Source organism: Streptomyces sp. DI166 (assembly GCF_900091315.1).
Classification (GTDB): Bacteria; Actinomycetota; Actinomycetes; order Streptomycetales; family Streptomycetaceae; genus Streptomyces; species Streptomyces fuscus.
Genome location: NZ_FLSP01000007.1, coordinates 139329 through 152083 on the forward strand (window position 1 = coordinate 139329; position 12755 = coordinate 152083).

Below are 12755 nucleotides of genomic sequence, written 5' to 3' on the forward strand. Positions count from 1 at the left end.
GGTACGTCCCCTCAGCCCGCGAACGCGGCCTTGGCCTCGCTGAACAGCGCCTTGGCGGCGTCGGCGGGCTTGGTCTTGCCCTGGGCGACCTCACCGCCGAGCCGCAGGAAGGCCGACTCGACGACATCGGCGCCGGACGGGTGCGGGGTGATCTTGCCCAGCACGCCGGCCTCGGCGACCTCCTCCTCGTACGCCTTCACGCCCTTGTTGTTGTCGTCGGTGGGGGTGAAGGCGTCGTACTGCTCACTGGTGGCGAGGATGCCGCGGTCGTAGCCCATGATCTTGCCGACCTCGGGGTCGTGGACCATGAAGTCGATGAACTGCGCGACCTCCTTGGGGTGCTTGGTGCCGGAGAAGGCGCTGAGCATCAGGGAGCCGAGATACTGGCCGGTGGCCTTGCCGTCGGTGGTGGGAATCGGCGCGAGGCCGTAGTCGGACTCGCCCTCGCCCTCGTAGCGGATGGAGAAGTTGTCCCAGGTGAACTCGGAGGCGGCGAGGCCCGCGGAGAGCGCGGACTTGGGCTTGACCTGCTCGACCTTCTTCGGGTCGGCGACCAGTCCGGAGCGCACCCGCTTGTAGCCGTCCTCCCACCACTGCGTCAGATCGTCCTCGGTGAAGCCGAGATCGGAGTCGGTGAAGAACGCCTTGCCGTTCTGACGCAGGTACAGGTCGTAGAGGTACATGATGGCGAAGTAGCCGGTGTCACCGGCGATCTTCAGCTTGTCCTGGATGGTCTGCAGCGCCTCGAAGTACTCGTCCCAGGTCCAGCCGAACTCCGGTTCCACTCCTGCCTTCTTGAAGGCCTTGAGGTCGATGACGAGGGCCATGGTGTTGGCGCCGACGGGTATCGCGATCTGCTTGCCGTCGACCTGACCGTTCGCCAGAACGCCGTTGCGGAAGTTCTCCAGGCTCAGATTCCCGGCGTCCGCCTGGGGCTTGAGGTCCATCAGAACACCGCGCTTGTCGTACTTGCGCAGGAAGCCGACGGCATTCTGGAAAACGTCCGGCGGATTTCCGCCGGAGGCCTGGGTCTGGAACTTCTCCCAGAACGCCTCGTAGTCCGTGAATTCCGGCTTGATCTTGATCTTCGGGTACTTCTTCTCGAAGAGATCGATCGTCTTCTTGATGGCGATGGTCCGCGGCTCGCCACCCCACCAGGCGTAACGGAGCGTGACCGTACCGTCGCCCGATCCGCTGTCACCGCCGCACGCGGTGGTCGCCCCCAGCCCGAGCGTGGCCGCCGAAGCGCCGGCCACCTTCAGGATCGTTCGCCTCTCAACATTCCTGCTGGTTCCCATGGTTGGGCCACCTCCCCGCAGCGTCATCGCCGCCTGCATGAATCGTTTCAAGTAAGCGCTTGCTGGCACAAGTTACGGAGGGGCTTCGGGTGCGTCAATGATTCGGACAGGATTTTCTTGCGAGGTACGCGGACGCGGCGGCCGGGCTCGGCGGCTCACGTCGGCTCACCGCGGCGCGTTCTCGCAGGTGGGGTACGGCCGGGTCGACCGGTCGGACAGGATGCGCGGCCCGGAACGCGACAGGCCCCGGCCGAAAGTCGTCCCGGGCCGCGAGACGACGGCGGCAACACAAAACGACCGCGGCCCGTCTGCTGCGAGGCAGACGGGCCGCGGTTCCGGGTGGGCGATACTGGGTTCGAACCAGTGACCTCTTCGGTGTGAACGAAGCGCTCTCCCACTGAGCTAATCGCCCGGGCGCAGGAAGAACATTACCCCATGTCAGGGGGTGCTTGTGACCAGCGCGAACACCGTCCGCCCGACACCCGCACCCCCTTGACGGATCACTGGTCCTTGATCTTCCAGGGCATGACGAGCCCGAACTTCCACAGGTAGATGCCGGCCAGCACGCCGATGATCACGAGTCCGATCGAGGTCAGGATGATGTTGCGGCGGCGCACCTTGGGGTCGAGGGCGCGTTGCGCGGCCTCCGTGACCTTGCGCTTGGTCCAGCGCAGTACCAGCTGTGCCCAGACGAACTCGGTGGCCCAGATCGCCATACCGCCGAAGATCACCACCCAGCCGGGTCCCGGCAGCGGCAGCATGATGATGCCGACCACCACGACCGCCAGGCCGATGATGAAGACCCCGACCTGCCAGCTCAGGTGGAGCAGACGGCGCGCCTTGATGAACTCCGGAGCTCTGGAGCCGAGCGCCCGCTCTTCCTTCGCCTCACCCACGTCGGTCCTGTCGGAAGCCATGGCCACCTCGCCAGGCTCGCTACTCCCCGTATTCATACGGCCAAACCCTACCGGAGCGAAACCGGTCACCGAAATGGTCGTACCTCGCGAACGGTTCATCGACCGGAAGAGTTACGTAAAGACACGCAAAACACTCAGAGGGGTTTACAACGGCACCGTAGGTGGCATGTCGATTTCGCCGACGTGCGAATCCCCGAGCGCACACTGAGCGAAAGGCCCTGGCGCTTATGAACACCACGGTCAGCTGCGAGCTGCACCTGCGCCTCGTTGTGTCGAGCGAGTCCTCCCTGCCCGTCCCCGCGGGCCTGCGGTACGACACGGCCGACCCCTACGCCGTGCACGCCACCTTCCACACCGGAGCCGAGGAGTCCGTCGAGTGGGTGTTCGCCCGCGACCTCCTGGCAGAGGGCCTGCACCGGCCCACCGGTACCGGCGACGTCCGAGTCTGGCCGTCGCGCAGTCACGGCCAGGGCGTCGTGTGCATCGCCCTGAGCTCCCCGGAGGGCGAGGCCCTTCTTGAGGCCCCCGCCCGCGCCCTGGAGTCCTTCCTGAAGCGAACGGACGCCGCCGTGCCGCCCGGCACGGAGCACCGGCACTTCGATCTCGATCAGGAGCTGTCGCACATCCTGGCGGAGAGCTGAGGAGGGCCGCCACGAAGCAGCCCGGCGCCGTCGACTCGGGGTGACGGCTCGGGCCAGGACAAACAATCGCATACGGTATGCGCTGACGCCGTCACCGTGAGTCACTCGCGGGGACGGCGTCGGTGTGCGTGCACCCCGCCCTGTTTCAGTTGCCCTCGGCCACCGGCGCCCTGGTGCATCCGTCCCGGCGTCGGCGAAGCTATTACCATCGGCCAGCATCGGCGGGCGCGGTGCGCCCGACCCTCAGGCCAGGGAGCGAGATGTGCTGATCACCCACGACACCCGGTGTGCCCTCGACGCCGTCGTGGATCTGGTGAACACCGCGCCGGAGGACGATCCGGCGCAGGACGCCCTGTCGGACGTCGCGGCGCTCGCCGATTTCGTGCGCAAGCACGAGATCAGCGATGTCGGTGTGCTCTCGGAGCTGGATCTGTCCGCGGTGCGCAAGATCCGGGAGAAGTTCACGCATGTCTTCGAGGCACCGGACGCCCGGAACGCCGCGGGCCTGATCAACGAACTGGTCGCCGCCGCCGGCACCACCCCCCGGCTCACCGACCACGACGGCTACGACTGGCACGTGCACTACTTCGCGCCCGGCGCCTCGGTCGCCGACCACCTGGCGGCCGACTGCGGCATGGCGCTGGCGTTCTTCGTGGTCGCCGGGGAGCAGGAGCGGCTGCGCCGCTGCGAGGCCCCCGACTGCCGACGCGCCTTCGTCGACCTCTCCCGCAACCGCTCCCGCCGCTACTGCGACAGCCGCACCTGCGGCAACCGCCTGCACGTGGCGGCGTACCGGGCACGGCGCAAGGAGGCGGCTGGGTAGGGCCCCTGCCCGGGCCGGCCCGGCGCGGTGCGCGGCCCGTGACTCGCCTCCTGCCCGAACTGCGCGTGGCATCCCCGGCCCCGCTGTCGACGCCGAGGCGCGGTCGAGCGCGGGCGGGCCGATCCGGGCGAAGGATCCAGAAGCGCACCGACGCGACCTGTGTCAGTGGCTCTTCGGTCAGTGGTGTGCGGGACTGTCTCCCGACGGGTCGAGGCCCGAGTCGCCTCGCCCGCGTACGCGCGAGGCCCGGCGTGCCAGGGCCGACTCCGGTCGTCGGCGTGTGCGTCCGGCCCGGCAGTCCGGGGCCTCCGGTCATCGCCGTGCGCGCGGGCCCCGGCGGGTGGCGCCGGGGAGCCGCGGGTACGGCTCAGAGCAGCAGCAGGTCGTGCAGCGCAGCCATGAGCAGCAGACACCCGATCACCGCTAGGAAGATCATCAGCGGTGGCTGGGAAAGGGCGAAGAGGCATCCGCGCGGCTCGTCCTGAGGTGGCGCGGTCTCGCTCTGTGTCGTGTCCAGCATCTCGCGGGCGATGATGACGCAGTCGGACCACCCGGCGCGATCAACACGCCCGGAACAAGCGGGAGTTCGCCATATTCCGCAATGTCCGTTCCGGGTCTTGATCGCTTAGGGACGGACGGCGATCCCCTGTGTCGTTTCAACCCTCATGCGGTCGTCATATGCCGTGCTTCCTCATGTGCCGCGCGGCTTCATATGCCGTGCTTCTTCAGGATCGCCTCGATGTCGCTGAAGTCGTCCTGAGCAGCCGCGGCGGGCTTGGCCGACGGCTGCCGGGCGCCGCTGCCGAGGGAGGGTGCCGAGGCGGCCGGGGCGACCGCTCCGCGCTGGGCGGCCCTCGCCTCCTTGCGCTCCTTGCGGGTGCCGAGGCCCCTGCGGCGCTCCACGGCCCGGGTGCTGGCGAACAACAGCCAGGCCGCGCCGAGCACACCGAAGCCCGCCCACGCCACCGGGCTGAACGCGGTGTCCGCCAGCCACTCCACGACGCCGGTCATCACCAGCCCGAGCGGGACCAGGGCGTAGGCGGCGATCCGGGCGGCGGAGAGGAATCGCTTGCGGTACGCCGTGACCGCGGCGATGCCCAGGCCGGCCGCGGCTACGGCGGAACAGACGGTCTCGGCAATCATCCGGTCCTCCAGAGCAGGATTCGGTCCGGGCGCGGGCCCACGGGTGGTTCGTCCCTTCCATCCTGCACCTGCGACACCCCGCCGGGCCATGGTCCCGGCGGACATCAGGGACATCTCCGGGTCGACTCGTCCCGAGGTGCCGGTCCGGACTCCCCCTCTACGGCGATCACGCCAGGCGATCACGACGACCGGATTGGGTCCGGCGGGCGGTCGGCTGGAAGACTGTGCGCATGAGCGACTCCTCCCCCGCCCGTCCCGCCACCCCCGTCCTGGACGTCTGGTGCGAACTCCAGTGCCCGGACTGCCGTACCGCCCTCGACGACCTGCGCGCCCTGCGGGCCCGCTACGGCGACCGGCTGGAACTGCGGCTGCGGCACTTCCCGCTGGAGAAGCACAAGCACGCCTTCGCCGCCGCGCAGGCCGCCGAGGAGGCGCTGGAGCAGGGGCAGGGCTGGGCGTACGCGGAGGCCGTGCTGGGCCGGGTCGAGGAACTGGACCGCAAGGGGGAACCCTTCCTGGTCGAGGTGGCCAAGGAACTCGGCCTGGACGCCGAGGAGTTCGACACCGCGCTGATCGACGGCCGGCACATCCTGATCGTCGACGCCGACCACGCCGAGGGCAAGGCGATCGGCGTCACCGGCACCCCGACGTATGTGATCGGCGGCGAGCGCCTGGACGGCGGCAAGAGCCAGGAAGGGCTGCGGGAGCGGATCGAGGAGATCGCGGACCGGCTGCTGGCGGCGGCCGGGCAGGGCTGACCCGGCGCCCCTTCGCCGCTCAGATCAGGTTCTTGTACATCGACCAGCCCACCGGCACATAGCCCAGCGACTCGTACAGCCGCTCGGCCGCCTCGTTGCCGGCGAACACGTTGAGGCCGATGACCCGCTTCCCGGCGGCCAGCGCCTGGATCTCGGCCAGCAGCATCAGACTGCGGCCGTGGCCCCGGCCGCGGAACCCCTCGTGGGTCTCGACGTCGAAGACGAACGCGGCCTCCTTCGCCACCGAGAGCCACAGGGTGCCGACGGAGGTGCCCTCGTGCTCCAGGACGCTGACCAGGGTGTCCTCGGTGGCGAGGCCCTGCGGGAGCAGGGTGGCCATGTCGGTGCGGGCCTTGGTCCGCGCCTGTTCCCCGGGGACGCCGCGGTCGATCCAGCTCTGCGCGTAGTGCGCGGTGCCGGCCTCCAGCCAGGGCCCGTACTCCTCCTCCGTCATGGGCCTGCCGTGACTGCCGGCGGGCAGGGCGGGCGCGAGGACGGGGAGCTTCTTCTCCAGGCCGCGGTTGCGGTGGACGTAGCCCAGCGCGGTGGCCAGGCGCAGGGCCGGTCCGGCGGCGCCGGGCACCCGGATCTCGATCCGGCGGCAGCCCCAGCCGCGGGCCACTTCCTCCGCGGCGAGGGCGGCCACGGTGCCGCGCCCGCGTCCGCGGTCGGGTTCCTCGATGCGCAGATCGCTGATGCGCGCGACCTCGGGTCCGAAGACCGGGTCCGTGGACACGCGTATCGCGCCGACGGGACGGCTGTTGACGCACACCTGGAAGTGGCGGGACAGCGTCCCGTCGGCGACTCGCTGGAGCGGCTCGGTCGGCCGCAGGGTCGTGGTCATCAGGGGTGTTCTACCCGCGATGGCGCCCGGGGTCAGCCTCTTTTCCGACAGCTCACGGATCTTGGTCCTGGCCGGAGCGCTCGTCGAAGACGCGCATGGCCTTGGCGGTGACCGGGCCGGGGGCGCCGGGCAGTTCGCGCTCGTCGACGCGGTGCACGGCCTGGACGTCCCGCAGCGTGGACGTCAGGAAGATCTCGTCGGCCCGCTGGAGCACGTCCAGCGGCAGGTCGGTCTCCTGTGCGCCGGTCCACTCCACGACCAGCTCGCGGGTGATGCCCGCCAGGCAGCCGGAGGCGAGCGGCGGGGTGTGGATCTCGCCGTCCAGGACGACGAAGACGTTGGAGCCGGTGCCCTCGCAGAGCTGCCCGACGGTGTTGGCGAACAGCGCCTCGGAGCCGCCGTGTTGGTGGGCGCGGGCCAGGGCGACGACGTTCTCCGCGTAGGAGGTGGTCTTCAGGCCGGTGAGGGCGCCGCGTTCGTTGCGGGTCCACGGGACCGTGATCACGGCGGTGGAGTCCGGGCGGCGGGCGGTCTCGCCGAGGGCGACGACGAGCGTCGGGCCGTGCTCGCCGCGGTCGGAGCCGAGGGGGCCGTGGCCGCCGGTGTAGGTGATGCGCAGGCGGCCCAGCGGCATGGGGTTGGCCTCGATCACGGCGGCGCAGGCGCGGCGGACCTCGTCGAGGTCGGGATCGGGCAGGCCGAGGCCTTGGGCCGAGCGCGTCAGGCGGGCCAGGTGGCGGGTGAGCGCGAAGGCACGGCCGTCCGTGACCTTCACCGTCTCGAAGATGCCGTCGCCCACGGTCAAGCCGTGGTCGAAGACGGAGACGCGGGCGGACTCGATGTCCTGCAGCCCGCCGTCGAGCCAGATCTTCACTTCCTAGAGCCCCTCTCCACTGACCTCGTACTCGCCCGACGCTACCGCGAGCAGCCGGGACGCCTTCAGCTCGGTCTCCCGCCACTCTCCCTCGGGGTCCGAGCCCCAGGTGATGCCGGCGCCGGTGCCGAAGCGCAGGACACCGTCGGCGCGGTCGATCCAGAAGGTGCGGATGCCGACCGCCAGCTCTCCGGTGCCCCGGTCGGCATCGACCCAGCCGACGCCGCCGCAGTACGGGCCGCGGGGCGCCGTCTCCAGCGCGTCGATGATCCGCAGCGCACTGGACTTGGGGGCGCCGGTGACCGAGCCGGGCGGGAAGGTGGCGTCCAGCAGCTCGGGCCAGCCGGCGTCGGGGCGCAGCTCGCCGCGGACGGTGGAGACGAGGTGGACGAGGCCGGGGTGCTTCTCCACGGCGCACAGGTCGGGGACGCTCACCGTCCCGGTGGCGCAGACGCGGCCGATGTCGTTGCGGACCAGGTCCACGATCATGACGTTCTCGGCGTAGTCCTTCTCCAGCAGGTCCGCCTCGGTGCGCCCGGTGCCCTTGATCGGCCCGGACTCCACGACGCGGCCGTCGCGGCGCAGGAACAGCTCCGGCGAGGCGGTGGCGATCTCCACGCCGTGCTCCGGCAGGCGGATCGTTCCTGCGTACGGCGCCGGGTTGCCGCGGGCCAGCAGCGCGGTGAGGGCGTCCACATCGGCGTCGGGGGCGACGGGAGCGGAGAGCACCCGGCAGAGGTTGGCCTGGTAGACCTCGCCGGCCGCGATGTGCTCCCGGATCCGGCGCACACCCGCGGTGTACGCGGCGTGGTCGAGGGACGAGGTCCAGCCGCTCGCGGCGGGGCCGTGCCAGGCTCCGGGCACCGGGTCGGGCACGGGCGATTCCCGTACGTCCTGGAAGCGGGCGCAGGTCAGACGGCCCTCGAAGTCCGCGGCGACGGCCCAGAAGCCGGTGGAGTCGAGGGCCTCGGGGTCGTGGGTGACGTCGAGCAGGCCGGTGGCAAGGCGGTTGCCGAAGCGGGCCAGGGGAGGGAGGTCGAGCACGCTGTCGAGTCTATGACCGGTGCCGTCCGGGTGACCCGGGCCCGTCTCCCTCAGGGCCCTGACCACGTGCGGAGGCGGGCCGGGCCGGGGCGCGGGGCAGCACGCTGCACAAACGCGTTTTTGTACTGGCCCAGGAATCCGCTAGAGTTCAACACGTCGCCGGGACGCGCAAGCGGACCGGAAAGACAGGCGAACGTAGCTCAGTTGGTAGAGCGCAACCTTGCCAAGGTTGAGGTCGCGAGTTCGAACCTCGTCGTTCGCTCGAAAGAGCAAGGGGGATCATCCCGAACCCCGCACTCCTGGTGGAGTGGCCGAGAGGCGAGGCAACGGCCTGCAAAGCCGTCTACACGGGTTCAAATCCCGTCTCCACCTCCAAGGACGATTAGCTCAGCGGGAGAGCGCTTCCCTGACACGGAAGAGGTCACTGGTTCAATCCCAGTATCGTCCACTGGATCTTCGGATCCTGGGTCTTCCTCGAAGATCCGAACCCCGCGCGATTAGCTCAGCGGGAGAGCGCTTCCCTGACACGGAAGAGGTCACTGGTTCAATCCCAGTATCGCGCACGCAAGATCCACGACCTTCGGGTCGTGATCCCGAGGACGATTAGCTCAGCGGGAGAGCGCTTCCCTGACACGGAAGAGGTCACTGGTTCAATCCCAGTATCGTCCACACACCGAGAGCCCCGGTCGCTGCTAGCGGCCGGGGCTTCGTCGTGTGCCGGTTCTGCTGGTTCTACCAGTTCCGCCGGTTCCGCCGGATCAGCTGGAGAAGAGCATGTGACCGAAGCTCTTGTGGCGCTTGTGGCCGTAGTGGCCGCCGTGGTGCGGGGCGCCCCAGGCGGGGGCCGCGGGGGCGGGAGCCGCCGGGTAGGCCTGCGGGGCGGGCGGAGCCGGCGGGGCCGGCTGGGACCACTGGGACTCCAGGCGGGTCAGGGCCTCCAGCTCGCCGTAGTCGAGGAATATCCCGCGGCAGCCGCTGCACTGCTCGATCTGGACGCCGTTGCGGTTGTAGGTGTGCATCTGTGCACGGCACTTCGGACACTGCATGTCGGCTCAACTCCTGCCGGTCGGTACTGCTTCGGCTGTCGCCTGGACAGACTCTGTCCGGGCCACGGTCGGTTGCACCCTACGTGGCGGATTCGCACGTCAACTCGGGCGGGGTCGCGGCCATGCGCGCGCAGGCGTCGATCAAGGACTGCTCGACCTCGTCGAGAGGGCGTGCGGCGCGCGCCGCCTTGGTGAGCGCGGTGGCGGCGGTCTGGACGGTGAGGGCGCGGGCGGGGATGTCCAGGGCGGGCCAGGGATCGCCGTGCGGGGGTACGGCGGGGCCGCCCGCCTCCCGGTACGCGGTGAGGAAACGGGTCCAGTCCTCCGGGGGGAGGAGTCCGCAGGCGTACCAGGCTGCCGGGCGGGCGAGGTCCCAGGTGGGGGTGCCGGTGCCGAGGTCGTCCACGTCGATGAGCCGCCAGTCGTCGTGAGGGGCGGGGTTTCGTACGAGTTGGCCGAGGTGGAAGTCGCCGTGGCAGAGGGTGCCGTCCTCTGGGGGTGCGGCCTCTCCCCTGGCCCAGGCGGGGAGTGCTTGCCAGGCCTGGAGGACGGGGGTGGTGGCGGTGCTGCCGGGTTCCGTGGCGCGGAGTCGTTCGACGGCTCGTGCGGCCTTGGCGGGGCCGCGCATGGGGGGTGTGCGCGGAAGGGGTGGGTGGAGGTGGAGGCGGGCGAGGAGGGTGGCCGCGGCTGCCCAGGGGGCGGTGTCGGGGGTGCGCGGGTCCACGGGGTCGCCGTACGGCCAGAAGGTGACCAGGCGGTCGTGCAGTTCGGCGGGCGTTGCCTTGAGCGGGGGCAGGAGTACGTCGGGGAGGGTGCTGGCGGTGGCCAGGCGGAGGGTGAGTTCGGTGTGGTCGGTGCCTGGGGGGTGGGCCTTGGCGACGGTCTCGGCATGCCGTACGACGGTGGCGTCCGGGCGGTCGGCGAGTGTTCCGGTGTCGTGGCAGGGGCAGGCGGGGCGGTGGGCGTGGGCGGCTTCTTCGGCGGTGCGGGTCAGCTGCGCGGCGAGGGTGGGGGTCACGGGGCTCCGCTTCCTGCGGGGGTTTGTCTGGGGGTGAGGGTACGCAGGGGGTGGGGCGTTGGGGTGCGGTGGCCCTGGCCGGGGTTGCTGGGGTGCTCCTGGCGGGGGTGGTGCGGTGGCCCTGGCCGGGGTTGCTGGGGTGCTCCTGGCGGGGGTGCTGCGGTGGCCTTGGCTGGGGTTCGTTGGTGCGGTGCCCGCGGCCGTGGTTGCCGTGGGGGTGGGATCGCTGGGCCCGCGCTGGCGGGGTGCCGCCCGCGCCCACCCGTGCCGCCCTTGGCGGCACGAATGCCCGCGGCTTTGGCGGGCGGGGCTGTGCGGCAGCCCGCGGCTTGGCCGCTGGGTGGGGGGCAGGGTTGTGCGGCGGCCCGCGGATTTGGCTCAGGGCGGCGGACGGGGTTGGGCGGCAGCCCGTGCTGTGCGTACCGGACGGGTGGGGTCCGGTCTGGGCCTGCTCGGGGAAAGGTAATGCCGGCGCAGCTCCCCAGCTGCGCCGGCATTGTTGCCGTCCGCCGCACCCCCGTCCCCACGGGGTTTCATGGGTGGATGTCCCCGCCCGGACCGCTCTTCCGGGCCTGGGGTCGCCGCTCAGCGCCCCAGCATCACGCCCACGGACGACGCCTGTGTGGCCACCGTCTCCCAGCCGTCGAAGACGACGAGGAGCAGGGCCGCCAGGGGAAGGGCCATCAGCGTCGCCACCAGTGGGTGGCGACGGCCCTGGCGGCGCGTCTGTGTGCGGAGCACCGTCCGCGGGGCCGTCTGGGCCATGGTCCCTCTCCTGACCGTCTGTGTGTGGTTCCTGGCAGCGGCGGGTGCCTGACCTCGGGGGACGAGTGCTGCACCCGCCGCTTGACCACAAATCTACGGGCGTGGCCCTCTTCGCACGTCATGCCCTCGTACCGATTGCCTGGCCTCCGAGAGGATGAGCCGCACCCCGGGGAGTACTCCCCTGGGTGGAGACGGAGTCCTAGGTCTCGGGGTCTTCCCTGAGGGGGCGCCCGCTGTGTCCCGGTTTCGCGGCGCCCCTCTCCGCCCGGGGCGCCTCTGGGGTGACTTCGATCACTTCCGTCGCGGGGTTGGTGGGGGTCGTGATCGTTCCGGGGGTCCAGGGGTTCGTTGGGGGGTGGGTGGTTGGGGGTGGTTGTCAGTCGTGTGTGGTCGTCGCGATCAACCCGCCTTGCGCGGAAGGTGGTTGGGATCACGGGTGGGAGCAAGTCGGTTGGTTTTTCAGGGGGCTGACCTACCCTCAACTTCTCCGTCCGGCGTCCGCACAATCCGCCGCCCCGAGAGGGCGCGGCCTCTGCGCGCGGGCGGCCCGGGAAACGTAAGCTGTGGCACGTCACAGGGACCGGGCAGCGGGGATGAACATGGCGATGATGCGCCTGAGGCGCGAGGACCCGCGCGTCGTCGGCTCGTTCAGGCTTCACAGGCGGCTGGGCGCGGGCGGAATGGGCGTGGTCTACCTGGGCTCCGACAAGAAGGGGCAGCGGGTCGCGCTGAAGGTCATCCGGCCGGATCTGGCCGAGGACCAGGAGTTCCGTTCCCGGTTCGCGCGCGAGGTGTCCGCCGCGCGCCGCATCCGCGGGGGCTGCACCGCGCGGCTCGTCGCCGCCGATCTCGACGCCGACCGGCCGTGGTTCGCCACCCAGTACGTACCCGGCCCCTCCCTGCACGACAAGGTCGTCGACGAGGGGGCCCTCGGCGCGGCCGAGGTCGCCGCGATCGGGGCCGCGCTGTCGGAGGGGCTGGTCGCGGTCCACGAGGCCGGGGTCGTGCACCGGGACCTGAAGCCGTCCAACATCCTGCTGTCCCCGAAGGGACCGCGGATCATCGACTTCGGCATCGCCTGGGCCACCGGCGCCTCCACGCTCACCCACGTCGGCACGGCGGTGGGCTCCCCCGGCTTCCTCGCCCCGGAGCAGGTGCGCGGCGCCGCGGTCACCCCGGCGACGGACGTGTTCTCGCTCGGCGCGACCCTGGCGTACGCGTCGATGGGTGACTCGCCCTTCGGGCACGGCAGTTCCGAGGTGATGCTGTACCGCGTGGTGCACGAGGAGCCGCAGTTGCACGGTGTGCCCGACGCGTTGGCGCCGCTGGTGCGGGCCTGTCTCGCCAAGGACCCCGAGGAACGGCCGACCACGCTCCAGTTGTCGATGCGGCTCAAGGAGATCGCCGCGCGTGAGGCCCAGGGCCTGGCCGAGCTGCGTCCGCCCGCGCCGCGTACCGGGGAGGCGGACCGGCCGACCGGTCGGCTCGCCGACACCTATCCCGAGCGGCAGCGCCGTCCGCAGGGCGGCACGCAGGGGACGCCGTCGCGCGGTGGCGGACCGTCCCGGCCCGTGCCGTCGCGGG

The 12755-nt window shown here is 70.9% G+C and carries 14 protein-coding genes and 6 tRNA genes; 9 read left to right on the plus strand and 11 right to left on the minus strand.

Annotation, left to right across the window (positions count from 1 at the left end; translation table 11 throughout):
- Nucleotides 1-11: 11 nt before the first annotated feature.
- From GA0115233_RS05825 to GA0115233_RS05835, 3 genes are all read right to left on the minus strand, one after another.
- On the minus strand, nucleotides 12-1298 hold the full coding sequence (locus GA0115233_RS05825; protein WP_093718995.1) for an ABC transporter substrate-binding protein: 1287 nt from the start codon (nucleotides 1296-1298) through the stop codon (nucleotides 12-14).
- A 340-nt stretch (nucleotides 1299-1638) separates the two neighbouring features.
- Nucleotides 1639-1710: transfer RNA gene (locus tag GA0115233_RS05830), tRNA-Val, on the minus strand.
- Between the two features lie 88 nt (nucleotides 1711-1798).
- Nucleotides 1799-2251 carry a TIGR02611 family protein gene (locus GA0115233_RS05835; protein ID WP_093718996.1) on the minus strand — a complete coding sequence of 151 codons (453 nt, stop codon included), beginning with the start codon at nucleotides 2249-2251 and terminating at the stop codon, nucleotides 1799-1801.
- A 191-nt stretch (nucleotides 2252-2442) separates the two neighbouring features.
- Here GA0115233_RS05835 and GA0115233_RS05840 point away from each other — a divergent pair, with 191 nt between their 5' ends.
- Together GA0115233_RS05840 and GA0115233_RS05845 are read left to right on the plus strand one after the other, a co-directional pair.
- Nucleotides 2443-2856, plus strand: coding sequence for an SsgA family sporulation/cell division regulator (locus GA0115233_RS05840; RefSeq protein ID WP_093554221.1), 414 nt, complete (start codon nucleotides 2443-2445; stop codon nucleotides 2854-2856).
- Nucleotides 2857-3118: 262 nt separating this feature from the next.
- A complete protein-coding gene (locus tag GA0115233_RS05845; protein WP_093718997.1) occupies nucleotides 3119-3679 on the plus strand; it encodes a CGNR zinc finger domain-containing protein in 561 nt (186 codons plus the stop codon).
- Nucleotides 3680-4046: 367 nt separating this feature from the next.
- Here the strand turns inward: GA0115233_RS05845 and GA0115233_RS40880 are convergent, their stop codons facing one another.
- Together GA0115233_RS40880 and GA0115233_RS05850 are read right to left on the minus strand one after the other, a co-directional pair.
- Nucleotides 4047-4199: a hypothetical protein gene (locus GA0115233_RS40880; protein WP_176711650.1), complete on the minus strand. Its 153-nt coding sequence runs from the start codon at nucleotides 4197-4199 to the stop codon at nucleotides 4047-4049.
- A gap of 188 nt (nucleotides 4200-4387) precedes the next feature.
- Nucleotides 4388-4822: a hypothetical protein gene (locus GA0115233_RS05850; RefSeq protein ID WP_093718998.1), complete on the minus strand. Its 435-nt coding sequence runs from the start codon at nucleotides 4820-4822 to the stop codon at nucleotides 4388-4390.
- Between the two features lie 230 nt (nucleotides 4823-5052).
- On the opposite strand from GA0115233_RS05850, the gene GA0115233_RS05855 reads away from it, so the two are divergent.
- Nucleotides 5053-5580, plus strand: coding sequence for a DsbA family protein (locus tag GA0115233_RS05855; protein WP_176711651.1), 528 nt, complete (start codon nucleotides 5053-5055; stop codon nucleotides 5578-5580).
- Between the two features lie 19 nt (nucleotides 5581-5599).
- On the opposite strand, the gene GA0115233_RS05860 is transcribed toward GA0115233_RS05855, so the two are convergent.
- The 3 genes from GA0115233_RS05860 to GA0115233_RS05870 are packed head-to-tail and all read right to left on the minus strand — an operon-like array spanning nucleotide 5600 to nucleotide 8342.
- Nucleotides 5600-6424, minus strand: coding sequence for a GNAT family N-acetyltransferase (locus GA0115233_RS05860; RefSeq protein WP_176711652.1), 825 nt, complete (start codon nucleotides 6422-6424; stop codon nucleotides 5600-5602).
- 52 nt (nucleotides 6425-6476) lie between these two features.
- Nucleotides 6477-7298 (minus strand): aminotransferase class IV, encoded by an 822-nt coding sequence (locus tag GA0115233_RS05865; protein WP_093719001.1) that lies wholly within the window; start codon nucleotides 7296-7298, stop codon nucleotides 6477-6479.
- Between the two features lie 3 nt (nucleotides 7299-7301).
- Nucleotides 7302-8342, minus strand: a complete 1041-nt coding sequence (locus GA0115233_RS05870; protein ID WP_093719002.1) for a chorismate-binding protein — start codon at nucleotides 8340-8342, stop codon at nucleotides 7302-7304.
- Between the two features lie 189 nt (nucleotides 8343-8531).
- On the opposite strand from GA0115233_RS05870, the gene GA0115233_RS05875 reads away from it, so the two are divergent.
- The 5 genes from GA0115233_RS05875 (at nucleotide 8532) to GA0115233_RS05895 (ending at nucleotide 9011) form a co-directional block, all read left to right on the plus strand.
- A tRNA-Gly gene (locus tag GA0115233_RS05875) sits at nucleotides 8532-8604 on the plus strand.
- 39 nt (nucleotides 8605-8643) lie between these two features.
- Nucleotides 8644-8717: transfer RNA gene (locus GA0115233_RS05880), tRNA-Cys, on the plus strand.
- A gap of 1 nt (nucleotide 8718) precedes the next feature.
- A tRNA-Val gene (locus GA0115233_RS05885) sits at nucleotides 8719-8790 on the plus strand.
- A gap of 43 nt (nucleotides 8791-8833) precedes the next feature.
- Nucleotides 8834-8905, plus strand: a tRNA-Val gene (locus tag GA0115233_RS05890).
- Nucleotides 8906-8939: 34 nt separating this feature from the next.
- A tRNA-Val gene (locus tag GA0115233_RS05895) sits at nucleotides 8940-9011 on the plus strand.
- A gap of 89 nt (nucleotides 9012-9100) precedes the next feature.
- On the opposite strand, the gene GA0115233_RS05900 is transcribed toward GA0115233_RS05895, so the two are convergent.
- From GA0115233_RS05900 to GA0115233_RS05910, 3 genes are all read right to left on the minus strand, one after another.
- The gene (locus tag GA0115233_RS05900; RefSeq protein WP_093719003.1) at nucleotides 9101-9388 is read right to left on the minus strand and encodes a TFIIB-type zinc ribbon-containing protein; all 288 of its coding nucleotides are present in this window, start codon (nucleotides 9386-9388) and stop codon (nucleotides 9101-9103) included.
- 79 nt (nucleotides 9389-9467) lie between these two features.
- The gene (locus GA0115233_RS05905) at nucleotides 9468-10406 is read right to left on the minus strand and encodes a phosphotransferase family protein (protein WP_093719004.1); all 939 of its coding nucleotides are present in this window, start codon (nucleotides 10404-10406) and stop codon (nucleotides 9468-9470) included.
- 585 nt (nucleotides 10407-10991) lie between these two features.
- On the minus strand, nucleotides 10992-11171 hold the full coding sequence (locus GA0115233_RS05910; protein WP_093719005.1) for a hypothetical protein: 180 nt from the start codon (nucleotides 11169-11171) through the stop codon (nucleotides 10992-10994).
- A 593-nt stretch (nucleotides 11172-11764) separates the two neighbouring features.
- Between GA0115233_RS05910 and GA0115233_RS05915 the strand changes: the two genes are divergently transcribed.
- A partial coding sequence (locus tag GA0115233_RS05915; protein WP_176711653.1) for a serine/threonine-protein kinase occupies nucleotides 11765-12755 on the plus strand: 991 nt, incomplete at its 3' end.